Here is a 26185-nt window from a genome sequence, read left to right as displayed (position 1 = left end):
CAAATACGAAAAATCTACACTTAAACATCAAAAACATGGAAAATAAAAAAACTTGTTTGTACGACAAACACGTGGCATTGGGTGCGCAGATGCAACCCTTTGCAGGATTTGAGATGCCCATTCTGTACTCGTCCATCATCGAAGAACATCAAGCGGTACGCCAACATTGTGGCGTTTTTGACGTATCACACATGGGCGAGGCTTACATAACAGGCGCAGATGCCGAACGATATGTCAACCACATCTTCACCAACGATGTGGCAGGTGCGCCTATCAATCAGGTATTTTACGGCATGATGCTCTACCCTGACGGTGGAACGGTGGACGACCTGTTGGTTTACAAGATGGGTGAAAACGAGTTTTTCCTCGTCTTCAACGCTGCCAACATCGATAAGGATGTGGCCTGGATGCGCGAAAACGCCGAGGGTTTTGATGTAACCATTGACCACTGCTCTGACTATTATGCACAGCTGGCCGTGCAAGGACCCGAGGCAGAAGCCGTGATGAAAGAGGTGTTGCACCTGGATTGCACGGATCTTCAGTTCTATACAGCGAAGACAGTAGACGTTGATGGCGAGAATGTCATCATCAGTCGTACGGGCTACACGGGCGAGGACGGATTTGAAATCTACGGCTCTCACGCGTACATTATTAATACATGGGATGCCTTGATGGCGAGCAAGCGGTGCGTACCCTGTGGCCTTGGCTGTCGTGACACCCTGCGCTTCGAAGTAGGATTGCCACTTTACGGCAACGAACTGTCTGCAGAGATTTCGCCTGTTATGGCTGGTTTGAGCATGTTCTGCAAACTGGACAAGGAAGAATTCATCGGCAAAGAGGCCATTGTGAAGCAGAAAGAAGAAGGCGTCAAGCAAAGAGTAATCGGTCTGGAGCTGCAAGAAAAGGCCATCCCTCGTCATGGTTATGCCGTTCTGAGGGACGGACAGCAGGTCGGTGTGATAACCACTGGCTACCATGCCATCAGCGTGGACAAGAGTGTGGCCTTCGCTCTGGTGAACAAGGAAGATGCGAAATTAGGTACCGAACTGGAAATCCAGATTCGCAAAAAGACATTTAAGTGTGTGGTCGTGAAGAAGAGATTCTACGACAAACATTATAAGAAAGACTAACTTAGCTGTGGGTTTCTCCCAGCGGTGGTTTCCATCAACAGGACAAGTCCGAAGAGTATGGAAGCCAGTCACCGTTTCCCAAATAGCTTTTCTCAACGATGAGGGAATGAACGGAGAACACAGTGAAGCAACTATCAAGTATAACATTAATTAATATAACATATTATGGCAAAAGTGATTGAAGGACTCTATTATAGCGAGTCACATGAGTTTGTAAAAGTAGAAGGTAACATCGCCAGCATCGGTATTACCGATTATGCACAACAGGCATTAGGCAACATCGTTTATGTGGACCTGCCAGACGTTGACGACGAGATAGAAGCAGGCGACGATTTTGGTGCCGTTGAGAGCGTAAAGGCTGCCAGCGACCTCAGTACTCCCGTGAGTGGAAAGGTTGTAGAGGTGAATGAGGCTTTGGAAGACACACCAGAGTTGATTAACCAAGATGCTTTCGGTGCATGGATTATTAAGGTAGAACTGTCGGATACCAGCGAGCTGGACAACCTGATGGATGCCAAGAAATACGAAGAATTCTGTAACAAATAAATACAATGACTTACAAGTTTTTTCCACATACGGAAGAGGATGTAGCTCAGATGTTGGAGAAGATTGGCGTCAAGTCGCTCGATGATCTTTATCAAGAGATTCCGGAAGAAGTGCGGTTCAAGGGAGAATACAAGCTGCCGGAAGCAAAAAGCGAACTTGAGATTCGTCAGTTCTTCAACGAGCTGGGGGCCAAAAACAAGCAACTGACCTGCTTTGCCGGCGCCGGCGTGTACGATAGATACTATCCTTCGGCAGTGCCTTATCTGGTAGAACGGTCTGAATTTCTGACCAGTTACACACCTTATCAAGCCGAGATTTCACAAGGCACCCTACATTACATCTTCGAGTTTCAAAGTATGATGGCCGAACTCACCGGTATGGAAGTGTCTAACGCCTCCATGTACGATGGTGCTACAGCCACAGCCGAGGCTGTCTTGATGGCAAAGGCCAACAACAAGAAAGCCTACAGAGTGTTGATTTCTGAGACGGTGGATCCTAAAATCCTGGCCGTTGTCAAGACTTATGCTCACTATCAGAACATAGAAATTGACCTAATTCCGCAGAAAGAGGGTGTTACCGACCAACAACAACTGCAACAGAAGCTGTCAGAAGGCGGCGTGGCAGGCGTTGTGGTTCAGTATCCCAACTACTATGGCATTGTAGAAGATTACACTGGGGTGGCCGACCTGTGTCATGAGCAGAAAGCATTGTTCATCATGAACAGCAATCCGGCAGACCTCGCTTTGTTGAAGACACCTGCTGAATTAGGAGCAGACATCGCCGTTGGCGAAGGTCAATCATTGGGCATCCCGATGAGTTGGGGCGGTCCTTATGTGGGTTACATGTGCTGTACCACGAAAATGATGCGCAAGATGCCGGGACGAATCGTCGGCAAGACCGTTGATGAGGATGGCCAACGCGTGTTTGTTTTGACCCTTCAAGCCCGCGAACAACATATCAGAAGGGAGAAAGCCACATCGAACATCTGTTCCAATCAGTCGCTGATGGCTCTTTGGGTGACCATTTACCTGTCACTGATGGGCAAGGAAGGTCTGAAAGAAGTAGCCCAATTGTCGTACGACGGTGCGCACTATCTGTGCGAAAAGCTGGTGAAGACAGGCCATTTCTCATTGGCTTTCAACCAGCCTTTCTTCAATGAATTCTGCGTACGGTATGATGGTGACATCAAACAACTGCAACAACGACTGATAGACAACGGCATCTTCGGAGGCGTACAGGTTGGAGACGACATGCTCATGCTGGCTGTCACCGAGAAGAGAACCAAGGATGAAATAGACAAACTAATAGAACTTGTGTCATGAATCATAAACTATATAGCAATCTGATATTTGAGTTGTCGCATCCAGGACGACGTGGGTACAGTCTGCCCAAGAATCAATTTGGCCACCATGAAATACCCGCCGAACTGAAAAGGACAGCCGATGCCGAGCTTCCGGAGTGTGATGAGATGACCGTGGTGCGCCATTACACTAATCATAGCGGGAACAATTTCGGCGTTGATAATGGTTTTTATCCTTTGGGATCGTGTACGATGAAATACAATCCACCCATCAACGAGGAAATTGCCGCACACCCTGCTTTCGCCAATCTGCATCCCCTTCAACCGGCTGAGACGGTGAAAGGTGCCGAGGAAGTGTATGAGAACTTGCAACAGTCATTATCTGAGCTGACAGGTTTGTCACGCTTCACGCTGAATCCTTGTGCCGGTGCACATGGTGAGTTGACGGGATTGATGATCATCAAGGCCTATCATGAGAGTCGTAACGACCATCAGAGAACCAAGGTCATCGTACCCGACTCGGCTCATGGAACCAACCCAGCTTCAGCTGCCGTATGCGGATTGGATGTGGTAGAGGTGAAGAGTACACCCGATGGACTGGTAGATGTTGAGCACCTCAAGACCCTTTTGGGTGACGACATCGCCGGCATGATGATGACAAACCCCAACACTCTCGGCCTATTCGAGGTGCATATCCCCGAGATTACCAAACTCATCCACGACTGTGGTGGTTTGATGTATTACGACGGAGCCAACCTCAATCCGCTTTTGGGCGAATGTAGACCAGGCGACATGGGCTTCGACGTGATGCACATTAACCTGCACAAAACATTCTCTACGCCCCATGGTGGAGGTGGACCAGGTTCGGGTCCAGTTGGCGTTTGCGAGAAATTGGTAGATTTTTTACCCACCAACAACTGCAAGGTGAAAGGCCATACAGGCACAGCCATCACCATTCATCCTTATCATGGACATTTTGCAACCTACCTGAGAGCCTATACTTACATTCTCTCTCTAGGTAGGGAAAACGTGAAGAAGGTAGGTCCATACGCGACACTGAATGCTAACTACATCATGAATAGCTTGAAAGATGTGTACGAACTGCCTATTGACAAGGTCTGCAAGCACGAGTTTGTTTTCGATGGATTGAAAGATAAGAGCACGGGAGTCACCACGATGGACGTTGCCAAACGCCTGTTAGATTACGGTTTCCACGCTCCCACCATCTATTTCCCACTGCTTTTCCACGAAGCAATGATGATAGAGCCAACCGAAAGCGAAAGCAAAGACACCATTGATGGTTTCATTGATGTGATGCGCAAGATAGCTGAGGAAGCGAAGACCAACCCTGATATCGTTAAGGGCGCACCACACGAAACGCCTGTCAAGCGTGTGAATGATGTGGAAGCGGCTAAACATCCGATACTCACCTATCAACAGCTCATCCATGACAACAACTGATCTCATCATCATCGGCAGTGGCCCCGGAGGTTACCGGGCTGCCGATTATGCCGCTAAGAACGGCCTTCAAGTTCTGATTTTTGAAGAGCTGGAGGTCGGTGGCACATGTCTCAACAGTGGTTGCATACCGACAAAGTGTTTGGCGCACGATGCCTCGAAAGAGACCATACCAGCATTTGAGTTGGTGATGGAACGCAAGCAACAGACCATTCAGCAGCTGAGAGAGGGTGTGCAGACCCTACTATCACAGCCCAACATCACGTTGGTGCGAGGCAAAGCCGTTTTCAAGGACAGCCAAACGGTGGTTGCCAACGGTGAAGAATACCAGGCAAAGCACATCATCATCGCCACTGGATCGCACGCAAAGATGCCACCCATCGAGGGATTGGTGTATCAACAGGGAGGAGAATCGAATGTTGTAACATCGACAGAACTGTTGAATATCGACCACGTTCCCGAGAAACTGTGCATCGTAGGCGCTGGGGTTATCGGGATGGAATTTGCTTCTGCATTCGCCAGTTTCGGCAGTAAGGTGACCGTCGTGGAGTTCATGAAAGAATGTTTGCCAACGCTCGACAGCGACATTGCCAAGCGTTTGCGCAAGTGCATGGAGAAGAAAGGCATTGAATTCTACCTGCAAGCTGGTGTGAAGAGCATTCATCAAGGCAAAGTGACCTTTGAGCGGAAAGGCAAAGAACAGACCGTAGAGGCCGATACCATCCTCATCGCAACAGGTCGTGCGGCCAACATGGATTCACTAAATCTGGACGTCATGGGCATTGCCTACGATAAAAAGGGCATTTTGGTCGATGATAACATGGAAACTTCCATCAACGGTATTTATGCCATCGGCGACACAAACGGCCGTCAGATGCTTGCCCATGCTGCGACTTTCCAAGGTTTCAGAGCCGTGAACCACATCCTTGGCAAGAGCGACAACATTCGTTTCGACATCATGCCTGCTGCCGTGTTCACCCTTCCCGAGGCTGCTTCAGTGGGCAAGACCGAAGATGCATGTAAGGCCGAAGAACTAAATTATACGGTTCGAAAAGGCTACTACCGTGCCAATGGCCGCGCCCTGTCGATGGAAGAACCTGAAGGTATGGCGAAACTGATTGTTGACGAACAGAACAAAATCATTGGTTGTCACATCTACGGTGCCCATGCCGCTGAATTGGTGCAAGAGATTTCGGCACTGATGAACATGGACATCACAATCGACCGACTGAAGGACATCATCCACACCCACCCCACTTTGGGTGAGATTTTGCAGGACATGGCCATCGGTTAGGAAGGATGCGGCTGTCTTAAAGAGCCCATCACTTCAACAATAGGAGGAGTAAGACAAAGTTGGAGTTATCGGGTGCATTCCATGCACCATGGAGCTTGACTCAGGGTTGATATTCAACCAAAGCGCAAGGCTCAAATACTTCAATTTGTCTTACTCCTTTATTTTTAATATACTTTGGCACATTATTTGCATTAATGTTGATGGAAAAAATTATTAACATATCATTATATGCAAAAAGGTAATATCGGGGTTACAACAGAAAACATATTCCCCGTCATTAAAAAATTTCTGTATTCAGATCACGAAATATTCTTACGCGAACTCGTCAGCAATGCTGTAGACGCCACACAAAAGCTCAAGACGCTGGTCAAACAAGGCGACTTTAAGGGCGAAGAGGGCGACTTGACCATTCGTATCAAGCTCGACAAAGAGCAAGGAACGTTGACTATCAGCGACCGAGGCATTGGTATGAACGCTGAAGAGATAGACAAATACATCAACCAGATTGCATTCTCTGGCGTGAACGATTTCATGGAGAAGTACAAAGAGAACGCCAATGCCATCATTGGACACTTCGGACTGGGATTCTACTCTGCGTTCATGGTCAGCAAGAAAGTGGAAATCATCACGAAAAGCTATCGCGATGGCGAGCAAGCCGTGAAATGGAGTTGCGACGGAAGTCCGGAATTTACCATTGAGAACATTGAGAAGGCCGACCGAGGCAGCGACATCGTACTCTACATAGATGACGACTGCAAGGAGTTTCTTGAGAAATCTCGCATCGAAAGCTTGCTGAACAAGTACTGTAAGTTCCTTCCCGTACCTATCGCCTTTGGCAAAAAGACCAAATGGGAAGATGGAAAACAGGTGGATACCGAGGAAGACAATCTCATCAACGACACCGAACCGCTTTGGACAAAGACACCGTCTACGCTGAAAGATGAAGATTATAAGAAATTTTACCAGAACCTCTACCCCATGCAGGACGAGCCTTTGTTCTGGATACACCTCAACGTTGACTACCCATTCAACCTCACCGGCATTCTCTACTTCCCACGAGTAAAGTCGAACATCGAATTGCAGCCGAACAAAATACAACTCTACAGCAATCAGGTATATGTCACCGATCAGGTAGAAGGCATTGTTCCGCAATTCCTTACACTGCTCCATGGCGTCATCGACTCGCCGGACATCCCGTTGAACGTGAGCCGAAGTTATCTGCAAAGTGATGCGAACGTGAAAAAGATATCCACTTACATCACCAAGAAAGTGGCCGACCGCTTGCAGGCTATCTTCAAGGAAAACCGCAAAGACTATGAAGAAAAATGGAATGACCTCAAAATTTTCATCAACTACGGAATGCTCACACAGGAAGATTTCTATGAGCGCGCGAAAGACTTCGCATTGTTCAAGGATGTTGATGGGAAGTTCTTCACCTATGATGAGTACAATACCTTGATTAAGGATGAGCAAACAGATAAGGACGGACAACTGATCTATCTTTATGCCACCGACAAGGATGAGCAGTACTCATTTATCGAGTCTGCCAAGGCTAAGGGGTATAATGTCTTGCTGTTCGACGGGCAATTGGATGTGGCAACCGTATCCATGTATGAACAAAAGTTTGAAAAATGCCGCTTTACACGTGTGGATGGCGACATTATTGACCGTCTGATTGTGAAGGAAGATGCCAAAGAAAACAAACTTTCGAGCGAGGAAAGCGACAATCTGTCACAAGTTTTCAAGTCGCAAATGCCAAAGATGGCTCAGGTTGAGTTCAACGTAGAAGTGCAGCCTTTGGGTGAAACAGCAACTCCGTTGGTCATCACACAGAGCGAGTACATGCGCCGTATGAAGGATATGAGCAAGTTCCAAGCTGGCATGGCCTTCTATGGTAGCATGCCCGACATGTACACCTTGGTGCTGAACAGCGACCACCGACTCATCAAGGACGTTCTTGCCAAGAGCAACAAGGCAACCGAGGCAGAGCTGAAACCGATACTCAGTGAGATAAAAGGTCAGGAAGCTCGCTTGGCCGCCCTGCACCAGAGTCAAGACAAGAAGAAGTCAGAAGAGGTGACGCAAGAAGAGAAAGACGACTTGCAGAACACTGAAAAAGCCCTCAAGGAGCAGAAAGAGAAGAAGACAGCCGTCATCTCCAAGGCCGCCAAGGACAACCAAGTGGTGCATCAGCTCATTGACCTTGCCCTGCTACAGAATGGCATGCTCAAGGGAGCATCACTCGATGCCTTCCTCAAACGCAGTGTTGATTTGATTAAATAGAAGGTCATCAATACGAAAGATGTAAGATTTTTAAATCTCAAATCAAATAAGACGCCACCCACTACGGGTGGCGTTTTTATTTGTACGAGCAAACCGATGAAAAGTAAAGCCAGACAGCATTCATCCCACCAGCTGACATTTTGCTTTTATTTTTCACGAAAGTTCTAAAAAAATCAGAAAAAGATTTGGCGGTTACATAAAAACCTTTTACCTTTGCACTCGCAATCACAAAAAGAGAATTGCTAACGGCTCCCTAGCTCAACTGAATAGAGCATCTGACTACGGATCAGAAGGTTGTGGGTTTGAATCCCGCGGGAGTCACGCAGAAGGATGGTCTTGAAGGCCATCCTTTTTTCATTTTTCCAACTTTAAGTCAAAGTGCTTGGAATTTAAACTGATTTTAGGAAAAACGCAAAGTCATTGAGTTTAATAACCAAAGTCATTGGGTTTGAAGGGCAAAGTCATTGAGTTTAACGACCAAAGTCATTGAGTTTAACTACCAAAGTCATAGACATTAAAGGCCAAAGCAAACGATCACCAAACATCAGATTAAAATTCTCTGTAAGATGCTAATAATAAGGCGCTTAGAAATATCAACTTCTTATCAACAGATTTGAGAATCAGACATCTCCCGTACTGACAACTCTTCATACTCAAAATTAACCATTCCTACTTGTGAATGCGGAGATACACGCGCCCCTTCAGCCTGTCTTTTTATCAGATTCTACTAAAATCGCATTATACCGTCCTGTTGCTTTCGCACGAATTGAAGGCGTTTAAAGATATTTATGAGAACATCACTTGGCGTTATTAGCCAAAATACGTACCTTTGACCTCACTATAAAATAAGGTAAACAGACCGTACCGTCTGCACCTTAAAACGATCACTTGAAAATGAAAATATTGTTTACCAAGCTCTTCATAGCCTCATTTTTCATCTTTGTTCATACCATGGCTTTGTCAGCCCAACAGCCCAGCAATGCCGATTCCATATCGGTTGCACAGAACGACAGTGCCATACAAGCTGCGATGAACGAAGACCTTGCGGCCACGGCCGACAGCATGGGCATGGCTACAGAGAACAGTGGCGTGCACCAGTTTTTGAAAACCAAGTTCATTGAAGGCAACGCCGGCTTCATGTCGCTGGTGGCGTTAGTGCTCATCTTAGGTTTGGCGTTCTGCATCGAGCGCATCATTTACCTCAGCTTGTCGGAGATTGATGCCAAGCGATTCATGGCCGATGTGATTACAAAGATAGAGAGCAAGGATTTGGAAGAAGCCAAGCAACAATGCCAAACGACACGCGGACCTGTAGCCTCGCTGTGCTACGAGGGGCTAAGTCGTGTGGACGAACCGATTGAGAACATAGAACGTTCGGTGGCATCTTACGGCTCTGTCCAAGCCAGCAACCTGGAGAAAGGCTGTTCGTGGATTACGCTGTTCATCGCCATGGCTCCTTCGTTGGGTTTCTTAGGAACGGTCATTGGCATGATTATGACGTTCGACCAGATACAGATGGCCGGCGACATCAGTCCCACCATCGTGGCTGCGGGTATGAAGGTGGCACTCATCACCACGATTTTCGGAATTATCGTAGCCCTCATCTTACAGGTGTTTTACAATTACATCTTGTCAAAAATAGACCATATCACGGCACAGATGGAAGAGTCGGCCATCACGCTGCTTGATGCACTGATGAAGCATAAACTATCGAAATGAAGCACATCGACCTACAGCATCGTTCAACGGAACAGCTCTCCAGGTGGGTGCTGTACGTTTTGTCAGCTCTGACGGTCTGCTTGTTCGCCCTCTACTATCTGGTGGGCTATGACCAGCCGTACGTTGAGAACCCCGACTTCAACGAACCTTTACTCACTACCGCCCTACTCTTCTTTATGTATACGCTGTTGGTCACGACAGTAGGCATCGGTGTTTGGTCCATCTTACGTGAAACAAAACGTCGACGCAGCGAGTCAAAGGTAAGCAATGGCATCCCCACTTCATTAATCAGTCGCTGCGTGGCGGGTGGAACGCTGATGGTCCTCGTCCTGACTTTCGCATTGGGTTCAACACAACCGCTGATGACTAACGGAAAGAGTTTCACGGACAGCACGCTCCTTCGCATGGCCGACCAGTTCATCAACACCTCCATCCTCCTATTGGTAGCGGCTGCCTTGGCCGTGGTCTTCGGCATGACAAGATATTATCGCAAGCAAAAAAGAGAACATGCTGATTAGGAAAAGAAGACATGACATCCCAGGACTGAACACCACTTCAACGGCTGACATCTCGTTCATGCTGCTGATATTCTTCTTGGTAACCACCTCTATGGACGTGGATAAAGGACTGCGCAGGCAGTTGCCACCGGCACAGCAGGAAAAGATTGAACAAGAGAGTTTGGTAGACAAGGGCAAACTGATGGAGCTGAAAATAACGGAAGGCAATGTGTTGCTGCTCAATGAACAGCCCATCAACATGGATGAATTGCGTATCAGAACGGAGGAATTCATCACAAGAGTGGGCAAAGAGCATCTCATATCGATAAGCGCATCACCCGAGTCGGCATACGAAACCTACTTCAACCTGCAAAACGAGCTGATGGCTGCGTATAAAAACGTGCGCAACCGCCTGGCCCGCCAACGATATGGGCAAGCAATCGAAGCATGCAACGAGGCTCAACGGAATGGCATTTTAGAACAGTGTCCACAACGGATTGCAGAGACATACCAAACAAACGAGGAAGGAGCCAAGCCATGATCAGCTTCAGAAAGCGACAACATTTTGTGCCGAATCTAAACACGGCATCCCTACCCGACTTGATTTTCACGGTGCTATTTTTCTTCATGATCGTCACTCACATGCGTGAGGTGACGCTCAAAGTGAAGTATCGTATGCCGCAAGGAACTGAATTGACGCGACTTACCAAGAAGTCGGCCGTATTGTATGTCTACATTGGCGTTCCCCTTTCTACTAGTGGGACGGCCAATGAAAGAAATGTCCGCATCCAATTGAATGACAAGTTTGTCACACCTGATGACCTTGTGGACTACATCACCGAGGAGCGTCATCGCATGTCACCCGAAGACTTGCAACAGATGACTGTATCTATTAAAGCCGACAGACATGTGCGAATGAGTACATTAAACGAGGTGAAGCTGGCACTAAGAAAGGCTAACGCCCTACGTATCAACTATTCGGCCACGGAGAAACCATCGCTGAAGAATTGAGAATGAGTGGCTATCCATACATGAAGAGTGCCTCTGATACTGCCAAGATAATCGGCTTAACAAACAGTACAAGAGAAACGAAGAACTTTAAACACCGAGTGTTCATGGCTTCATTTCTCTTATCGTGTAGCAAAAAAGTTGAAGCCTTCCTTGACTTCAACTTATTCATAACTTATTCATCAATCTTGATAATACACCCGCTTCACCCTGTTGCTCACCCCTGTAAGCACCTCGTAAGGGATGGTTTCGAGCGTGTCTGAGAGTACGGTCACAGGCAGATGGTCGCCAAAAATCTCTACTTGGTCGCCTTCCTTGCAATCAATTCCCGTCACGTCGATCATGGCCACGTCCATACAAATGTTACCCACATAGTAGGCACGCTGCCCATTGACCAAACAATAGCCATGTCGATTGCCCAAACGTCGGTTCAGTCCGTCGGCATAACCGATAGGAATGGCTGCAATCATGCTATCGTGTTCAATCGTTCCCTTTCGACTATAACCTACCGTATCGCCAGCTTTTACCATGCGCATTTGCAGGATTGTGGTTTTTAAGGTACTGATGTGATTGATTACTTGGTTGTTTCGAGGATCGATGCCATACAGTCCTAAGCCCAACCGGCACATATCCAGCTGTCGCTCGGGGAAATGTTCAATACCGGCAGAGTTGTCCATGTGGCGCAAAATCTTGTGTTGAAAAGCGGCTTGCAACTGTTTACTTGCCTTATCAAACAATGCAAACTGCTGTGCGGAGAAGTCGTCAAAGTCATCGCTATCCGACCCTACAAAATGCGAAAATACCGAACGGGGAATGATGGCGTCTTGATGTTTCAAACGTTCTATCAAACGCTCTATGTCATTAGTGGGGTCAAACCCAAGCCGATGCATGCCCGTATCAAGTTTGATATGCACAGGATAGTCGGTGATACCCTCTTTCTCGGCAGCCTTGATGAGTGCTTCCAGTAAGCGGAACGAGTACACTTCAGGTTCCAAGTCGTAATCGAAAAGCGTTTTAAACGAACTCATTTCTGGGTTCATCACCATGATATTGGCCGTGATGCCATTCTTTCTGAGTGTCACACCTTCATCGGCAACTGCCACAGCCAGATAATCCACACGATGGTCTTGCAGCGTCTTGGCTATCTCTACCGCACCCGCTCCGTAAGCATCTGCCTTGATCATGCAGACCAACTTCGTGGACTGCTTCAAGAATGAACGGAAATGATTCAGGTTGTCGACCACCGCATTGAGGTTCACCTCAAGGATTGTCTCATGCACTTTCTGCTCAAGCAACTCGCTAAGCCTGTCAAATCCAAACCTGCGGGCTCCCTTCAGCAGGATCACCTCATCGCGCAGCGCGTGGAATACGCCACTCTTGATAAAAGCTTCTACCGTTGGAAAGAAATACTTCTGCGTTACCTTGATAGCATCTTGCTGCTCAGTAAGCTGCGGACCGATACCAATCAACTTGGTCACACCACGCTTTACGGCAAAGTTAGAAACCTCTCTGTACAGTTCAGAAGCCTCTCGTCCGCTCTGATCAATGTCGCTCAAGACCAACGTTCGGCTACGCCCTTGATGGTCAGGGCGACGATTCATGAAGTCGAGTGCGATGTCCAGTGAATTGATGTCCGAGTTGTAGGAGTCGTTGATGAGTGTACATCCATGCTGTCCCTCTTTCACTTCAAGTCGCATAGCTACTGGTTCTATTTGCTGCATGCGTTGATCCAGCACGTCTGGTGTTACACCCAAGTGTAGTGACACGATGGCGCAGACAATGGAATTGACCACAGAAGCCTCATCGATGAACGGCAGTGAATACCAATCTTCCTTACCTTTATATATATAGGTGACTGTCGTCATGGTTTCTTTCTTCTCGACAAATTTCACAAAGAACGGTGCCTCTTTGTCCTTCATCGACCAATAAAGTCGTTCACCAGGATAGTCGTATTCAGTGATAACCTTGCTGATAATTTCATCGTCAGCTGGATAAACCAGGGTTTCAGCATCGTGGAAGAGGACGAGTTTTTCACGACATTTATCCTCGATGAGTCCGAAATTCTCTTGATGCGCGTCGCCAAGGTTGGTCAACACGGCAATGGTGGGTTGTATGATGTCACGCAAAGCACTCATCTCCCCTGGCTTACTGATTCCCGCTTCGAACACGCCAACCTGCGTTTGTTCATTCATCAACCAAACCGAAAGAGGCACACCAATCTGTGAATTGTAGCTGCGAGGCGAACGGGTGACATAAAATTGCGGTGAAAGCAGCTGATACAACCACTCTTTCACCATTGTTTTTCCATTGGAACCTGTGATGCCGACGATGGGAATGTCAAACTCATCACGACGCCGTTCTGCAAGCCTTTGCAGAGCTTTGAGTGTGTCAACCACCTTGAGAAAGTTGGCTTCGGGATAAAGTTTGTCGTAACCAACCGGCACAGCCGAAACCACAAAGTTGCGTACACCACGCTGATAGAGTTCCGGAATATAATGATGACCATTGTTACGATCGGTCACCAAAGCAAAAAATAAAGTTTCTTCGGGAAAACAGAGCGATCGACTGTCTGTTAAGATAAAGCCTATCTGTGCATTTTTTGTCCCATAACGCCGCGCACCTATCAGTGTGGTAACCTTTTCGATACTATATGTCATAAAACTCAATATTTATCAATACAAAGGTAAACTTTTTCTGATGGATGCCAAAGAAAATAAATGTAGATTCAAAATCGAAAGTCAAAAATAGATAGCTAATAAGTATTTTATAGGACAAAATTTGTTCATTCCATTGAAAACAACTACATTTGCAACTATCCATCAAATTGGGCAAACCAACAATGAGACAACTGAAAATCACAAAATCAATTACGAATCGGGAAAGTGCTGCTCTCGATAAGTATCTTCAAGAGATTGGACATGAAGACCTAATCTCCATTGAAGAAGAAATTGAATTGGCTCAACGCATCAAAAAAGGTGACCGAAAAGCATTAGAAAAGTTGACCAAAGCCAATTTGAGATTCGTGGTTTCAGTGGCAAAGCAGTACCAGAATCAAGGTTTAAGTCTGCCTGATTTGATCAATGAAGGTAACTTGGGACTAATCAAGGCCGCAGAAAAATTTGATGAGACACGTGGGTTCAAATTTATATCGTATGCCGTTTGGTGGATTAGACAAAGCATCTTGCAAGCTATAGCCGAACAAAGTAGAATCGTAAGGCTTCCTTTGAATCAAGTAGGGTCGGTCAACAAAATCAATCGGATTCTAAATAAATTTGAACAAGAGCACGAAAGAAGGCCAAATGTTGATGAGATAGCTGACCAGATAGACCTGCCAGAAGACAAGATTGTAGAGGCCATGAAAGTCAATGGTAAGCACATCTCTGTGGACGCACCCATCATGGAAGGAGCGGATAGCAGCCTCTTGGACGTGCTTCCCAACACAGAATCACCCATGGCAGACAACGAGTTGGTGATGGAATCGTTGCGAGAAGAGGTAGCCAGTGCATTGAATGTCCTGAATGAACGTGAACGGAACATCATCGAATGCTTCTATGGCATCAACCAAAGAGAGATGACACTGGAAGAAATTGGGGATAAATTTGGCCTCACACGCGAACGCGTCAGACAAATCAAGGAGAAGGCTTTGCGCCGGCTCAGACAAAATACGAAGAGTAAACAGCTCAAAGCCTACTTAGGCAGATGAGCGTAAACAGGTAAAAAGATTATTTTTTTAGATGCTATTTCACCTATGGAAAAGCATCTTTACAGTTAGAAATATGAAAGTTAGAAAACTCTTATTGATTATTTTCACCATTGTGATTTCCATGCATGTCAATGCCGCAAAAGAAACAACAGGCACGCACATGTTCGGTTTTGCTGCATCGTTTAACGATTCTACCATCTACATCACGGAGATACAATATGTTGATTCCGCCTATATCGGCAAATCAAACTTCTTGTTCAGCAGAGAAAATTATTCCTATCAACTGCAAAATTACCTACGTTCTATTGGTGCTGTAAGCCCCACTTGCATCACAACTTTCGCCAAAGATCAGAAGAAAATTGAAAAAAAATATCTTTCCATGCGGAAGAAATATGAGAAGAGTGGAAAGTATACCATCAAATATATTACAGCAACAAACTTCAGGTATCAGGGCATAATGCCTCAGGCTAGTGACTTGGAACAAGAAAAAGCGGCTAAAAGAAAAGCCAAAGAGGCTAAAAAAGCGGCAAAGATAGCGAAGAAACAAGCCAAAAGAAAACAAAAATTGGCAGAGAAAGGAATCATTGAAACGAACCATCCTGCGGCAGCTAAAGATACAAAACAATAGATTTTTACCTGAAGAATACCGGCTTTCATGGACTTACAAACAAACTATTTCACCATAGCTGACCATCATCTCTGCATCAGTTTTCTTCCTTCACAGAAGAACAATATGCATCTCATCCCTTCTTTTGAACCTTTCAGAAGTGAAAAATTCGAAGAAGATGATGAGCTTTTTTTTGAGCTGACAGTAGATGATAACTTAAAACCCATCGCCAAAGACAAGCGCGAACTAATCAGAAAGTTCGAAACAGGGAATGGCGATACCACCGTGGATTTACTCGACAACGGCGGCTATCAATATATTATTAAGAATGTAAAGGGTGCAGATTGCTGCATGCTACAAACCGACAAAGACTTCAAACACTGTAAGTGCGCACTCAATGGGAACTACAACATGCGCTGTTTTGGATTGAGTAACGCACTTATGTTGATCTTTGCTTTTGCAGGAAGCCGCAAAGAAACCCTCCTCATTCACGCTTCACTGGTTCGACAGGCAGGCTATGGATATGCCTTTATTGCCAAGAGTGGAACCGGAAAAAGCACACAAGTGAGCATGTGGCTGCGATATCTTGAAGGCTGCGACTTGATGAACGACGACAATCCCGTCATCAGAATAATCGATGGCAAGCCCTATATTTATGGCAGTCCATGGAGTGGGAAGACGCCTTGTTATCGAAATGTGAAAGCCAAATTGGGCGCCATCACACAAATAGACCGTGCCAGTGCAAACAGCATTGAGCCGCTTAAACCCGTCGAAGCCTTTGCCTCCATGCTCGTTTCATGCTCCATGATGAAATGGGACAAAGACATATTTAACCGCATCTGTGACACCGTCACCCACATTATTGAAACAACTGGCATCTACATTCTGCACTGTCTTCCCAACAAAGAGGCTGCCGAAGTTTGCCATAAGGCTATTGCAAAACAATAAAAAGGAGGATAACAAAAGAGAGTGGCCATGTCTTCAAATCCCAAAAACACGCATAGTCATCAACCTGCTGCTAAAGAGTTGCAGATTGAAAACCGTAAGTTTCTCCCTGAAGTTATCACACTTTTGAACGAAGGACATACGGTAACTTTGCAATTGAGAGGCTTCAGCATGCGCCCTTTCCTTGAGGACAATCGTGACAAAGCACTCCTGGCCAAGGCCAAAGACATACAAGTGGGCGATGCGGTTTTAGCAGAAACAGCCCCGAAGCATTATGTCTTACACCGAATTATCAAGATTCAAGGAGAAACGGTCACACTAAGAGGAGACGGAAACTTAGGAACAGAGGTGTGTCATGTCCATGACGTACATGGGTATGCGATTGGCTTTTACCGCAAAGGCCGCACCAAACTCGATAAGACAAACGACATCAAATGGCGCACCTATTCGCACATTTGGACGGCACTTTATCCCGTCAGACGCTACCTGTTGGCTGCGTACAGAAGAATATGGATTCCGCTGTTTGGACCAATTTAATCAGAAAACAATAATAGATAATATGAAAGCAAAAACAGGATTTAATCTACGCAACGTGTGTGGTGAGCAAGTCATCGTTGCTGAAGGTAGAGAAAACATCGACTTCAGTAACATCATATCCATGAATGAAACCTCAGCTTACTTGTGGAATGCCATTCAGGGCAAGGATTTTACCGTTGACGACTTGGTAGAATTGCTCACGCAAGAGTATGATGTAGACAAACAGACGGCTCGCAAAGACGCACAAGCGTTGGCCAACCAATGGCTCGAAGCTGGAATTTGCGAATAGTTCATTCCTTTCATCAATTAACCAGTAACGCCATGGCGATAAGACAAATGTCTACGTCATGGCGTTACTGATTACAAACGTTCAATCAACAGACCACCCGATAGGGTTATTTCAGTTCGTCAATAAAGAAGTTTGCTATCTGCCGCATCAAGTGATTGCGGGTGTTACCGCCATAAATACTATGATTGCGGTTGGTATAATAAATCTCTTTAAAGTCTTTGTCAGCCTGAACCAATGCCTCTGCATACTCAAATGTGTTTTGTGGATGCACATTATCATCGGCCAAACCATGACAAATCAATAAGACACCATGCAGCTTTGCCGCCCGCTCTATCGGATTAACGGCATATCCATCGGGATTTTCTTTGGGTGTTCGCATGTATCGCTCGGTATAAACCGTGTCATAAAACTTCCAATTGGTAGGAGGCGCTACGGCTACACCAGCCTTGAACACGCCACGTCCCTCGCTCATGCTCATCAGTGTGTTGAAACCGCCATAGCTCCATCCCCAAATGCCAATGCGGTTCTTGTCAACATACGACTGCTTGCCAAGCCACAGAGCTGTTTCCACCTGATCTTTGGATTCTAATTCTCCTAACCGCTGATAAACCACTTTCTCGAACTCAGAACCTCTACCGCCAGTGCCTCTGCCATCAACACAAACGACTATAAAACCCTGTTGTGCCAGATAATAATCAAAAGCACCTCCCTGCCCCATGGAACCCGCATTCCATGAGTTGGTCACTTGTTGGCTACCCGGTCCACTATACTGAAAGAGGATAACCGGATATTGTTTAGAAGCATTGAATTGAGCGGGTTTCACCATCCATCCGTCCAACTTTACGCCTTCAGACGTGGTGAAAGAAAAAGTTTCCTTGGGTGTCCAACCGTAGTTCGCTATTTTTTTTCGCAAAGACGCATTGTCAATCAGCGTGGACATCACCTTTCCTTTATTGTCCCGAACGGTATATACATACGGATGATCGTAATCGCTCCATGTATTGATGAAGTATTGATAATCGCCAGAGAACTGCGCAACGTTCCACCCTTGTTGCTGCGTCAGTCGATCGGTCTTACCATTCTTGTGCGAAACATAAATCTGACGGTCGTGAGCATTCAGTGCGGCAGCTTGATAGTAAACATCACCGGTTTTTTCGTCGTAGCCATACCAAGCGGTAATGTCATAGGAACCATTCCCGATGGTTCTAATCATCTGACCGTTCATGTTATACAGATACCCCTTCATATACCCGTCCCGATCGCTGGGCAGCAAAATGCTGTTCTCGCCAATGATGACACCTTTCATGGCCTCTTCCTTGACATACTTCGGTACACGCTCCTTAATCAACAGCGTAGCCACGGTACTTGATGGATTAACGGCATACAAATGCATTTCGTCCTGATGGCGATTCAAGGTGTAAACGATAACCTTGTTGGGATCGGTCGTTGGCTTGATGCGGGGAACATAGCCATCGGCATCCAACGGAACTTGCAACTGGCGGGTTTGATGGCTCTTTACATCATAGCTCCACACCGACACCTTGGAATTGTCCTGACCGGCCTTGGGATATTTATAAGTATACAGTCCCGGATAATCTGCATATTGATGCTGCTCGGGGTGCATGCCCTTGAAAAGTTGTAAGGCATAACTCTTGACGTTAGACTCGTCGTATTTGATCCAACAAATCTTGGTTCCGTCGGCGTTAAAGCAGAACGAAAGATTGTGTCCAAACTCTTCTTCATTCACCCAATCAGGCACTCCGTTGATAATTTCATTGAACTTACCGTCTTTGGTGACCTGACTTTCAGCGTTGTCGTACAAGAGTTTAATGAGGTGGATGTTGTTGTCACGCACGAAAGCAATCTGTCTACTGTCTGCCGACCACACCGGAACCTGCTGCGGTCCTCCCTCCGAAAGGGGTTCCAACTTTGTACTGGCAATGGTATAGATATAATATTGTGCTTTGAACGAACGGCGATAAATACGTTCGGTCTTAGTCTGGATGAGCATTTTCGCACCGTCCGGCGACAGGATATACCCGTCGAACGAATCGATTTTCGAACCCATCGTATGGTTCACGTCAAACAGCACGGCCGTCTGCTTCCCCGTCTTGAACGAGTACCTGACAACACGATTGCCGTCTTTGCTGATTCTTGCATACTGGTCGGTACCCGCTATGGGTTTAATTCCGCTCAAACGCTCTGCCGCAAAAGCACCATCTTGGATGGCCTTCAAAGTAATTCGCTTTGCCGAATGGACGCTTAAAGTTGCCATGAACAGTGCTATAATCCCTAAAATGATCTTTTTCATTCTGCTTGATTTCTTAATGCTAATGATTGCAAAGATAGGCAATTTTGCGTATTTTTGCAAGTGAATGAAACAATTATATCGTGACTTTGGCTCGTGGATTCGCACGTATTTTGATGGTCCGGTGCAGAAGATTTCCGTTGACGCGGGCTTTACCTGCCCTAATCGGGATGGCAAGCTGTTAACAGGTGGCTGCACTTACTGTGACAACCGAGCGTTCAATCCCTCTTATTGCAACCCCAGGAAGACCATTCAAGAACAGTTGGAAGATGGAAAGGCGTTCTTTTCGCGCAAGTATCACGGCATGAAATACCTCGCTTACTTCCAAGCTTACACCAATACTTACGCTTCTATCGAATCACTCAAGCGCATATATGAAGAGGCTTTGCTGGTGGAAGACATCGTGGGCATCGTCATCGGTACCCGTCCCGACTGCATGAGCGACCAGCTGTTGGACTATTTGGAACAACTGAACAAGCAGACTTTCCTCTTAATAGAATATGGTGTAGAGACGACCAACAACGACACACTGCAGCGCATTAACCGAGGACACACCTTTGAATGCAGCAAAGCAGCAATAGAAAAGACGCACGATAGGGGCATCCTGACAGGCGCACACGTCATCATCGGACTGCCGGGCGAGTCGGGCGAAGACAGTATTGGGCAGGCTCCCATCATCTCGTCGCTACCCATCGACGTGCTGAAAATTCACCAAATGCAGGTGATACGGCACACGCTACTGGCAAAACAGTACGCAGAATCCCCATTCCACACCTACACGGTTGATCAATATCTTGACGTCATCATCCGCTACATAGAGCGTCTTCGAAATGATTTGGTGCTCGAACGCTTTGTCAGCATGTCACCGCCAGACAGGGTCATCGCACCCAAATGGGGACTGAAGCCTTATGAATGGATGAATTTGTTGACGCAAAGAATGGTTGAACGGAACACATGGCAAGGAAAGTTATGGCATCCCTCCGCAAATATCACCATGGATGTTGAATGATGTTCGCAACTTTCTTCAATGCTGAATTTTCTTGACAACACCCTGCTCATATTTCGCTTGTAAACAAGCAAACTGTCCGCACGGCTCAAATAAGCGAAATATGGCGCACTTCATTATCTTATTGAAGCACAATTCATTGCGGAACCATTACCTAATTTCCAGACCGTTCACTATGCTTTTACGAAACAAAAGCATTGCTTTAAGAGCCTAAAGTCATAGCTATTGTCCTTCAATGGTATGACACTTGGCTCCTAAAAAGCTACATCTATCAGCATAATCTCCATGCTTTAGCACCACCGTTCGGACTTTTTTCCCAAAAAACGAGCATTCTTACTCCTTGTTGGCCTATTGATTTTTTCTAGAATGTGATTTTTCAAAGGTAGTTTTTTGGTTATTTTTTTGGACAAATACAGAAAACTCAAAGAAAAGAGCAACGTACAAACAATATATCATATATTTTGCTTATCTTCGTAACATCAATATTCATCACACGCTCGGGCATAGACCCGAATGTTTAAAAACAATACAAATATGAAGATAGGAGACAAGGCGCCCGAGATATTGGGACGCGACCAAGACGGTAATGAACTGAAGTTGGATGATTTCAAAGGCAAGAAATTGGTGTTGTATTTCTACCCAAAGGACAACACGCCAGGATGTACCACCGAAGCTTGTAACCTGCGCGACAACTACGAACGCTTTTTAGCCCAAGGCTATGCCGTAGTGGGTGTTAGCGTGCAAGACGAGAAATCGCACAAGAAGTTCATTGAGAAGCACCAGCTACCCTTCCCACTGATTGCTGACACAGAAAAGACACTCAATAATGCTTTTGGTGTTTGGGGCGAGAAAAGCATGTGTGGAAGAAAGTACATGGGAACCTTCCGCACCACCTTCATCATTGATGAGGAAGGAAAGATAGAGCGCATCATCACGCCGAAAGAAATCAAGGTGAAGGAACACGCCCAGCAGATACTCGGTTAATGCTGGGTTAATTTGTTGTCTCATCAAGGCTGCAAAGGCTTGCAGCACCAGCGGGCCACCTTCAACATCACGCCCATACAGGGTATCTCTTTCAAGAGAAAATACTTTTTGTTGCTGCGGACCAACCTGCCGCTCAAGCCTTTCAGTGGGCCATACTTGACATAAACAGGAGTGCCTGGCTTTAGTTTTGCTTGCTCCTCGCTCAAGAATTTACGCATGGCAATCTCGGGATTGCACATGGCTTGGAACTCAAACATCTGCTTGGCCGGAATCTCATAATACCGACTGTCATCCTTGCTTTTGCGGATGACAGAAGATTTGAAGGGTGCATCCATCAGCAATTGCCGTATGGTCTTTTCGGGTTTGCTTTTCTTAATGAATACCAAATTTCGAACGACAGGCCGCAGTTGTTGACGGATGTGATGGTCTTTGTCCTCAACGTCCACATACTCCATCGGTATAAAATACTCCAACTGCTGCTCATCCAGATAATCCATCACCAACTGAGGCTTTGCCATGAACAGCCTTACGGCAAACCATGGCAACGTATCTTCTACATTCTGCTGAGGCAAGATGGAAGCTGATGACGCATTTTCAGAAGGGTGACTATCTGGCTTGCTTTCCATAACTACGACCGTATTTCTTGGATAAATGTACATAGCATCTCTACATCTTTCACACCAGGCGCTGTCTCGAAACAACGATTCAAGTTAACACCTGCGAACAAAGGATGATTGAACTGCTTGATGCGTTGTGCATCTTCGGGGCCAATGCCGCCTCCTAACAAGAATGGCGTAGTACCCTCGTACTTCTCAAAGACTGACCAGTCGGGCTTCTTACCTTGGAATTCCTCTTCATCGAAAGACGGAACGAAAAGAAACTGGTCGACCACTCCCTCAAACTCTTTACACTGTTCCAAATCTTGTTGGGATGATATGGACAAGGTCTTGATAATCTTGATATTCGGTTGGATATCGGGTTTGAGCGTACGAAGCAGGTTCTCTATCATCACCCTGCTTTCGTTTCCGTTCAATTGAACGTAATCAAGACTGTAATTGTAGACGCGTGTCACGATGGTCTGCGGCATATCGTCAGCGAACACGCCTACCCGCTCAATACGATTAGCAACAGACTGTGGCTCCTGCTTTTGCATTCCTTTGGCCAAGCGTTCTTCACTATAATCGGGTATGATGCCGGCCATGCTGCTAATCATCTCCACATAACGAGGAGAATGGGGAATGAAGTTGAAGCCCATCATGTTGATGTCTAAGGCTGATACGGCGCGAATGTTGTCGGTATCACGCATACCGCACACTTTTATTTTCATTTTGTTCATTCAATCACTAATGTCCCGTTAAGGTGGGCTAATCGCTCTTTGAATTAATTGAAATACAGTCTATTAGGTGGTGTTTTGAAATGAAACGGACTTGATTTCGTAACTTTGCAGTCAAATTTAAATGACTGTTATGTTCCAAGACAAATACGTTTTTGCCCAGCTCACCGCTTTTTTGAACAGAACTCAGTTTAACAACTATGTTCGCAAGTATGATGGAAACCGCTATGTGAAGCATTTCACTTGTTGGAATCAGTTGCTTGCTATGATGTTTGGTCAACTGAGTAATCGAGAGAGTTTGCGAGATTTGATAGTTGCTTTTGAAGCACATAGAGCAAAGCAATACCATCTTGGATTAGGGCGTAAGCCTATTGCGAAAACGACATTTGCTTCAGCCAATCAGAATCGTGACTACCGTATCTTTGAAGACTTTGCTTTCTATATGATGGAGCAAGCCAGAAAGAAACGGGTAACGGATGTCTTCAAGTTGAAAGGCAATGTGTATGCCTTCGACTCAACGACAATTCCTTTGTGTTTGTCAGTCTTCTGGTGGGCAAAGTTCCGTAAGAAGAAGGGAGGGATAAAAGCACATGTGTTATATGACCTCGAATCTCAGGTTCCTGCTTTCTTCCATATCTCTACAGCATCCATTTACGACTCAAATTCCATGAAGGAAATTCCTTATGAATCAGGTTCTTACTATGTATTCGACCGTGGATATAATGCATTCAAGGAACTTTTCAAAATACATCAGCATGAATCGTTCTTTGTTGTGCGAGCCAAGAAGAATCTGCAATACAAATGCTGTAAATGGAGACGCAGGTTGCCAAAGAATATATTGACAGATGCTGTAATTGAATTCATTGAATACAATTCATACCGAAAGTATCCAGAGAAACTCAGACTCGTCAAATTCTATGATGAAGAACAAGACAGGGAGTTTGCTTTCCTAACCAATGCCTTTCATCTTACAGCACCTGAAATCGCCAATCTTTACAAGAATAGATGGCAGATAGAGCTGTTCTTCAAATGGCTAAAGCAGCACCTCAAGATCAAGAAGTTTTGGGGTACTACAGAGAATGCTGTGAGAATCCAAATTTCATCGGCAATCATAGCCTATTGCCTTGTTGCTATCGTACAACATGATTTTCAACTTAAGCGATCGACTTATGAGGTTCTTCAGATTCTAAGTATTTCGCTTATGGATAAGACACCACTCGTAGATCTCTTCGAAAGGACTGATTTCAATAATGTCAAAGAACTCGATTGTCCCCTCTTTCCGGGGTTATTTGATTAATATTTAACTGGTCCCGATTTTAACGGGACACTAATGTCATTCAATGTTAAAATGATGTTGAACTCGACAAATGTACGAATTTATTTCGACAAACATCTTGAAGTAGCTCATATAAATTGGATTTCGACGTTCTTACCCCGCATCCTAAAGGCCTACGGAAGACGACAATAGGCCGGAATAAGAGTGAAATGAATCTAATTTGAGCCGCAAAAACAACTTCACCTTATTATATAAGAGGCTCATGATTAAACGCTGCACGAAAATATTGACACTATAATGTAATAAAGATATTGCTGGAACGTTATGATATTAACAAAGACATTATCAAAGATATAGCCTATGAAATACTTTACACCAGAAGAACTGAACCCCTCAGAGGTCACGCTGAACTTACTCAGACAGTTGGCTCGTACATACAGGGTGATAGACATTGATAACAAGAAGACATCCTATTGTCTCAATTAATGCCCAAAAACGCAAATGAAGAACATTCTTATTTCTCCCTCACTCCTATCGGCTGACTTTACAAACATCAAGTCAGACGTCGAAATGATTAACCGCAGTGAGGCCGACTGGCTTCACATGGATGTCATGGATGGTGTGTTTGTACCAAACATTTCATTTGGTTTTCCCGTCATCAGTGCCGTCTCGAAAATCTGTAAGAAGCCGCTCGACGTTCACTTGATGATTGTACAACCCGAGCGATACATCGAACAAACGGCCAAGGCTGGGGCCTATATTATGTCTGTTCAATACGAAGCATGTACCCATCTGCACCGTACTATTCAGCAAATCCATGCGGCTGGCATGAAAGCCGGCGTGGTATTGAACCCTTCCACGCCCGTTCATCTGCTGGAAGACATCATCTGTGACGTTGACTTGGTACTGCTTATGAGCGTCAACCCTGGCTTTGGTGGACAAACATTCATCGAGAATACCATCAACAAGGTGAAACGCCTCCGCAAACTCATAGATGAATACGGATCTAAAGCTCTTATTGAGGTTGATGGAGGTGTACAGGGAGAAACCGCTCCGCGACTTGTTCAAGCAGGAGCAGACGTACTGGTGAGTGGTAGCTATGTATTCAAATCAGAGAATCCAGAGAATACCATTAAACAGTTAAAGACACTTTCTGCAAGCCAAGAAAGTGAAGAATGACCCTCGAGAACTTAACATAATCATGGAGCAAGAAGAAGACAAATTAGCATTCTTCTTGCTCAATAGGAGTGCATGAGCGGCCTGATTACATCATTCGTAATTCCATCTGATGCTCTTGAGCCATCTTCCTCAGATTGATGATGGCATAACGCATGCGCCCCAAGGCCGTATTGATACTTACATTCGTGGTGTCAGCTATCTCTTTGAATGACAGCTGTTGATAGAATCGCATGTACACCACTTCACGCTGAGCGGTAGGCAAAAGGTTCATCATCTTCTTGACATCGCAGAGAATTTGTTCGTTGACAAACTTACTCTCAATGTTCTCGTCTAACAATTCCTTACTGCCAAAGTTTGACAAGTCATTGTCTTCTGTAGCCTCAACAATCTTTTCAGATTTCTGTTCGCGATACATGTCCATGATGATGTTATGGGCAATGCGCATGACCCATGCGCAAAACTTACCCGTAACGGTATACTTCCTCTGCTGTAACTTGGTGATGACCTTCACAAAGGTTTCTTGAAAGACATCGTCAGCCACATCCCTATCCCTTACAACAAACAGGATATAAGAGAATATCTTTGACTGATTGCGCGACAATAATAAATCAAAAGCGTGGTTATTACCATTGATATACGCCACTGCCAATTCCTCATCTGACAGCTCATTCAGCTTCCTCATTTTCTTAAAAATTTGATTCTAAGTAAATGTATATCTATAGGCAATGATATTTATTTGTTATAAAACGTTTCAAGATGTGCACAAAGTTAAACGAATTTAAT

25 protein-coding genes and 1 tRNA gene are annotated in these 26185 nt (G+C 45.5%); 21 read left to right on the top strand and 5 right to left on the bottom strand.

Translation table 11 applies throughout. The features are described from left to right. Window positions 1–35 precede the first annotated feature (35 nt). The 11 genes from gcvT to NQ518_RS02300 all read left to right on the top strand — a co-directional run bounded on the left by gcvT (window position 36) and on the right by NQ518_RS02300 (window position 11238). Entirely contained in the window at window positions 36–1130 is a 1095-nt protein-coding gene (gene gcvT / locus NQ518_RS02350) for a glycine cleavage system aminomethyltransferase GcvT (RefSeq protein ID WP_227960961.1), read from the top strand. 165 nt (window positions 1131–1295) lie between these two features. Beyond that, the gene (gene gcvH / locus NQ518_RS02345) at window positions 1296–1676 is read left to right on the top strand and encodes a glycine cleavage system protein GcvH (RefSeq protein WP_227960963.1); all 381 of its coding nucleotides are present in this window, start codon (window positions 1296–1298) and stop codon (window positions 1674–1676) included. Between the two features lie 5 nt (window positions 1677–1681). Then, entirely contained in the window at window positions 1682–2998 is a 1317-nt protein-coding gene (gcvPA, locus tag NQ518_RS02340) for an aminomethyl-transferring glycine dehydrogenase subunit GcvPA (RefSeq protein WP_227960965.1), read from the top strand. After that, window positions 2995–4437: an aminomethyl-transferring glycine dehydrogenase subunit GcvPB gene (gcvPB, locus tag NQ518_RS02335; RefSeq protein ID WP_227960966.1), complete on the top strand. Its 1443-nt coding sequence runs from the start codon at window positions 2995–2997 to the stop codon at window positions 4435–4437. Before gcvPA ends, gcvPB begins: the two co-directional genes overlap by 4 nt. Beyond that, window positions 4424–5728 (top strand): dihydrolipoyl dehydrogenase, encoded by a 1305-nt coding sequence (lpdA, locus tag NQ518_RS02330; protein ID WP_227207040.1) that lies wholly within the window; start codon window positions 4424–4426, stop codon window positions 5726–5728. Before gcvPB ends, lpdA begins: the two co-directional genes overlap by 14 nt. Window positions 5729–5956: 228 nt before the next feature. Next, a complete protein-coding gene (gene htpG / locus NQ518_RS02325; RefSeq protein ID WP_227207038.1) occupies window positions 5957–8011 on the top strand; it encodes a molecular chaperone HtpG in 2055 nt (684 codons plus the stop codon). Window positions 8012–8258: 247 nt separating this feature from the next. Then, a tRNA-Arg gene (locus NQ518_RS02320) sits at window positions 8259–8332 on the top strand. Window positions 8333–8905: 573 nt separating this feature from the next. After that, entirely contained in the window at window positions 8906–9730 is an 825-nt protein-coding gene (locus NQ518_RS02315; protein WP_374211129.1) for a MotA/TolQ/ExbB proton channel family protein, read from the top strand. Further along, entirely contained in the window at window positions 9727–10248 is a 522-nt protein-coding gene (locus NQ518_RS02310) for a hypothetical protein (RefSeq protein WP_227207036.1), read from the top strand. The genes NQ518_RS02315 and NQ518_RS02310 overlap by 4 nt, the downstream gene beginning before the upstream one ends. Then, entirely contained in the window at window positions 10238–10768 is a 531-nt protein-coding gene (locus tag NQ518_RS02305) for an ExbD/TolR family protein (protein ID WP_227207034.1), read from the top strand. The genes NQ518_RS02310 and NQ518_RS02305 overlap by 11 nt, the downstream gene beginning before the upstream one ends. Further along, window positions 10765–11238 carry an ExbD/TolR family protein gene (locus tag NQ518_RS02300; protein ID WP_227207032.1) on the top strand — a complete coding sequence of 158 codons (474 nt, stop codon included), beginning with the start codon at window positions 10765–10767 and terminating at the stop codon, window positions 11236–11238. Before NQ518_RS02305 ends, NQ518_RS02300 begins: the two co-directional genes overlap by 4 nt. A 179-nt stretch (window positions 11239–11417) precedes the next feature. Here NQ518_RS02300 and NQ518_RS02295 read toward each other — a convergent pair whose 3' ends face one another. Next, on the bottom strand, window positions 11418–13892 hold the full coding sequence (locus NQ518_RS02295) for a bifunctional UDP-N-acetylmuramoyl-tripeptide:D-alanyl-D-alanine ligase/alanine racemase (RefSeq protein WP_227207031.1): 2475 nt from the start codon (window positions 13890–13892) through the stop codon (window positions 11418–11420). Between the two features lie 182 nt (window positions 13893–14074). Here NQ518_RS02295 and NQ518_RS02290 point away from each other — a divergent pair, with 182 nt between their 5' ends. The 5 genes from NQ518_RS02290 (at window position 14075) to NQ518_RS02270 (ending at window position 17316) form a co-directional block, all read left to right on the top strand. Next, window positions 14075–14938 (top strand): sigma-70 family RNA polymerase sigma factor, encoded by an 864-nt coding sequence (locus NQ518_RS02290; RefSeq protein ID WP_040562414.1) that lies wholly within the window; start codon window positions 14075–14077, stop codon window positions 14936–14938. A gap of 73 nt (window positions 14939–15011) precedes the next feature. Further along, a complete protein-coding gene (locus tag NQ518_RS02285) occupies window positions 15012–15566 on the top strand; it encodes a hypothetical protein (RefSeq protein ID WP_227960968.1) in 555 nt (184 codons plus the stop codon). 27 nt (window positions 15567–15593) lie between these two features. Next, on the top strand, window positions 15594–16493 hold the full coding sequence (locus tag NQ518_RS02280) for a hypothetical protein (RefSeq protein ID WP_227960969.1): 900 nt from the start codon (window positions 15594–15596) through the stop codon (window positions 16491–16493). A 27-nt stretch (window positions 16494–16520) separates the two neighbouring features. Further along, a complete protein-coding gene (locus NQ518_RS02275; protein ID WP_227960971.1) occupies window positions 16521–17027 on the top strand; it encodes a S24/S26 family peptidase in 507 nt (168 codons plus the stop codon). A 22-nt stretch (window positions 17028–17049) separates the two neighbouring features. After that, complete coding sequence (locus NQ518_RS02270; RefSeq protein WP_227960973.1) at window positions 17050–17316, top strand: PqqD family protein; 267 nt, start codon at window positions 17050–17052, stop codon at window positions 17314–17316. A 106-nt stretch (window positions 17317–17422) separates the two neighbouring features. Here NQ518_RS02270 and NQ518_RS02265 read toward each other — a convergent pair whose 3' ends face one another. Further along, window positions 17423–19627 carry a S9 family peptidase gene (locus NQ518_RS02265; protein ID WP_227960975.1) on the bottom strand — a complete coding sequence of 735 codons (2205 nt, stop codon included), beginning with the start codon at window positions 19625–19627 and terminating at the stop codon, window positions 17423–17425. Between the two features lie 64 nt (window positions 19628–19691). On the opposite strand from NQ518_RS02265, the gene mnmL reads away from it, so the two are divergent. After that, window positions 19692–20633, top strand: coding sequence for a tRNA modification radical SAM protein MnmL/YtqA (mnmL, locus tag NQ518_RS02260; RefSeq protein WP_227960976.1), 942 nt, complete (start codon window positions 19692–19694; stop codon window positions 20631–20633). Window positions 20634–21164: 531 nt separating this feature from the next. Further along, window positions 21165–21614, top strand: a complete 450-nt coding sequence (bcp, locus tag NQ518_RS02255; RefSeq protein ID WP_227207015.1) for a thioredoxin-dependent thiol peroxidase — start codon at window positions 21165–21167, stop codon at window positions 21612–21614. A 23-nt stretch (window positions 21615–21637) separates the two neighbouring features. Here bcp and NQ518_RS02250 read toward each other — a convergent pair whose 3' ends face one another. Continuing rightward, window positions 21638–22240: a UpxY family transcription antiterminator gene (locus NQ518_RS02250; protein ID WP_227207013.1), complete on the bottom strand. Its 603-nt coding sequence runs from the start codon at window positions 22238–22240 to the stop codon at window positions 21638–21640. Between the two features lie 2 nt (window positions 22241–22242). Continuing rightward, entirely contained in the window at window positions 22243–22941 is a 699-nt protein-coding gene (locus NQ518_RS02245; RefSeq protein ID WP_227207011.1) for a phosphoribosylanthranilate isomerase, read from the bottom strand. Between the two features lie 139 nt (window positions 22942–23080). On the opposite strand from NQ518_RS02245, the gene NQ518_RS02240 reads away from it, so the two are divergent. The 3 genes from NQ518_RS02240 to rpe all read left to right on the top strand — a co-directional run bounded on the left by NQ518_RS02240 (window position 23081) and on the right by rpe (window position 25402). Further along, the gene (locus tag NQ518_RS02240; protein WP_227208633.1) at window positions 23081–24244 is read left to right on the top strand and encodes an IS4 family transposase; all 1164 of its coding nucleotides are present in this window, start codon (window positions 23081–23083) and stop codon (window positions 24242–24244) included. A gap of 339 nt (window positions 24245–24583) precedes the next feature. Further along, window positions 24584–24709 (top strand): hypothetical protein, encoded by a 126-nt coding sequence (locus NQ518_RS02235; protein WP_260107753.1) that lies wholly within the window; start codon window positions 24584–24586, stop codon window positions 24707–24709. Window positions 24710–24724: 15 nt separating this feature from the next. After that, entirely contained in the window at window positions 24725–25402 is a 678-nt protein-coding gene (gene rpe, locus NQ518_RS02230) for a ribulose-phosphate 3-epimerase (protein WP_227206245.1), read from the top strand. Between the two features lie 85 nt (window positions 25403–25487). Here the strand turns inward: rpe and NQ518_RS02225 are convergent, their stop codons facing one another. Beyond that, complete coding sequence (locus NQ518_RS02225; RefSeq protein WP_227206243.1) at window positions 25488–26084, bottom strand: RNA polymerase sigma factor; 597 nt, start codon at window positions 26082–26084, stop codon at window positions 25488–25490. Window positions 26085–26185 lie beyond the last annotated feature (101 nt).

The organism is Hoylesella buccalis ATCC 35310, from assembly GCF_025151385.1.
In the GTDB taxonomy this organism is placed as follows: domain Bacteria; phylum Bacteroidota; class Bacteroidia; order Bacteroidales; family Bacteroidaceae; genus Prevotella; species Prevotella buccalis.
This window is presented reverse-complemented; position numbering and strand designations above follow the sequence as displayed.

Coding starts and splice junctions, on each gene's coding strand:
- NQ518_RS02275 (WP_227960971.1), top strand. CDS start 16,521: ATGTCTTCAAATCCCAAAAACACGCATAGTCATCAACCTGCTGCTAAA.
- gcvPB (WP_227960966.1), top strand. CDS start 2,995: ATGAATCATAAACTATATAGCAATCTGATATTTGAGTTGTCGCATCCA.
- NQ518_RS02315 (WP_374211129.1), top strand. CDS start 8,906: ATGAAAATATTGTTTACCAAGCTCTTCATAGCCTCATTTTTCATCTTT.
- NQ518_RS02225 (WP_227206243.1), bottom strand. CDS start 26,084: ATGAGGAAGCTGAATGAGCTGTCAGATGAGGAATTGGCAGTGGCGTAT.
- NQ518_RS02295 (WP_227207031.1), bottom strand. CDS start 13,892: ATGACATATAGTATCGAAAAGGTTACCACACTGATAGGTGCGCGGCGT.
- NQ518_RS02235 (WP_260107753.1), top strand. CDS start 24,584: ATGAAATACTTTACACCAGAAGAACTGAACCCCTCAGAGGTCACGCTG.
- NQ518_RS02265 (WP_227960975.1), bottom strand. CDS start 19,627: ATGAAAAAGATCATTTTAGGGATTATAGCACTGTTCATGGCAACTTTA.
- NQ518_RS02290 (WP_040562414.1), top strand. CDS start 14,075: ATGAGACAACTGAAAATCACAAAATCAATTACGAATCGGGAAAGTGCT.
- NQ518_RS02305 (WP_227207034.1), top strand. CDS start 10,238: ATGCTGATTAGGAAAAGAAGACATGACATCCCAGGACTGAACACCACT.
- rpe (WP_227206245.1), top strand. CDS start 24,725: ATGAAGAACATTCTTATTTCTCCCTCACTCCTATCGGCTGACTTTACA.
- gcvPA (WP_227960965.1), top strand. CDS start 1,682: ATGACTTACAAGTTTTTTCCACATACGGAAGAGGATGTAGCTCAGATG.
- NQ518_RS02310 (WP_227207036.1), top strand. CDS start 9,727: ATGAAGCACATCGACCTACAGCATCGTTCAACGGAACAGCTCTCCAGG.
- gcvH (WP_227960963.1), top strand. CDS start 1,296: ATGGCAAAAGTGATTGAAGGACTCTATTATAGCGAGTCACATGAGTTT.
- NQ518_RS02240 (WP_227208633.1), top strand. CDS start 23,081: ATGTTCCAAGACAAATACGTTTTTGCCCAGCTCACCGCTTTTTTGAAC.
- NQ518_RS02280 (WP_227960969.1), top strand. CDS start 15,594: ATGGACTTACAAACAAACTATTTCACCATAGCTGACCATCATCTCTGC.
- bcp (WP_227207015.1), top strand. CDS start 21,165: ATGAAGATAGGAGACAAGGCGCCCGAGATATTGGGACGCGACCAAGAC.
- NQ518_RS02245 (WP_227207011.1), bottom strand. CDS start 22,941: ATGAAAATAAAAGTGTGCGGTATGCGTGATACCGACAACATTCGCGCC.
- NQ518_RS02285 (WP_227960968.1), top strand. CDS start 15,012: ATGAAAGTTAGAAAACTCTTATTGATTATTTTCACCATTGTGATTTCC.
- lpdA (WP_227207040.1), top strand. CDS start 4,424: ATGACAACAACTGATCTCATCATCATCGGCAGTGGCCCCGGAGGTTAC.
- mnmL (WP_227960976.1), top strand. CDS start 19,692: ATGAAACAATTATATCGTGACTTTGGCTCGTGGATTCGCACGTATTTT.
- htpG (WP_227207038.1), top strand. CDS start 5,957: ATGCAAAAAGGTAATATCGGGGTTACAACAGAAAACATATTCCCCGTC.
- NQ518_RS02300 (WP_227207032.1), top strand. CDS start 10,765: ATGATCAGCTTCAGAAAGCGACAACATTTTGTGCCGAATCTAAACACG.
- NQ518_RS02250 (WP_227207013.1), bottom strand. CDS start 22,240: ATGGAAAGCAAGCCAGATAGTCACCCTTCTGAAAATGCGTCATCAGCT.
- NQ518_RS02270 (WP_227960973.1), top strand. CDS start 17,050: ATGAAAGCAAAAACAGGATTTAATCTACGCAACGTGTGTGGTGAGCAA.
- gcvT (WP_227960961.1), top strand. CDS start 36: ATGGAAAATAAAAAAACTTGTTTGTACGACAAACACGTGGCATTGGGT.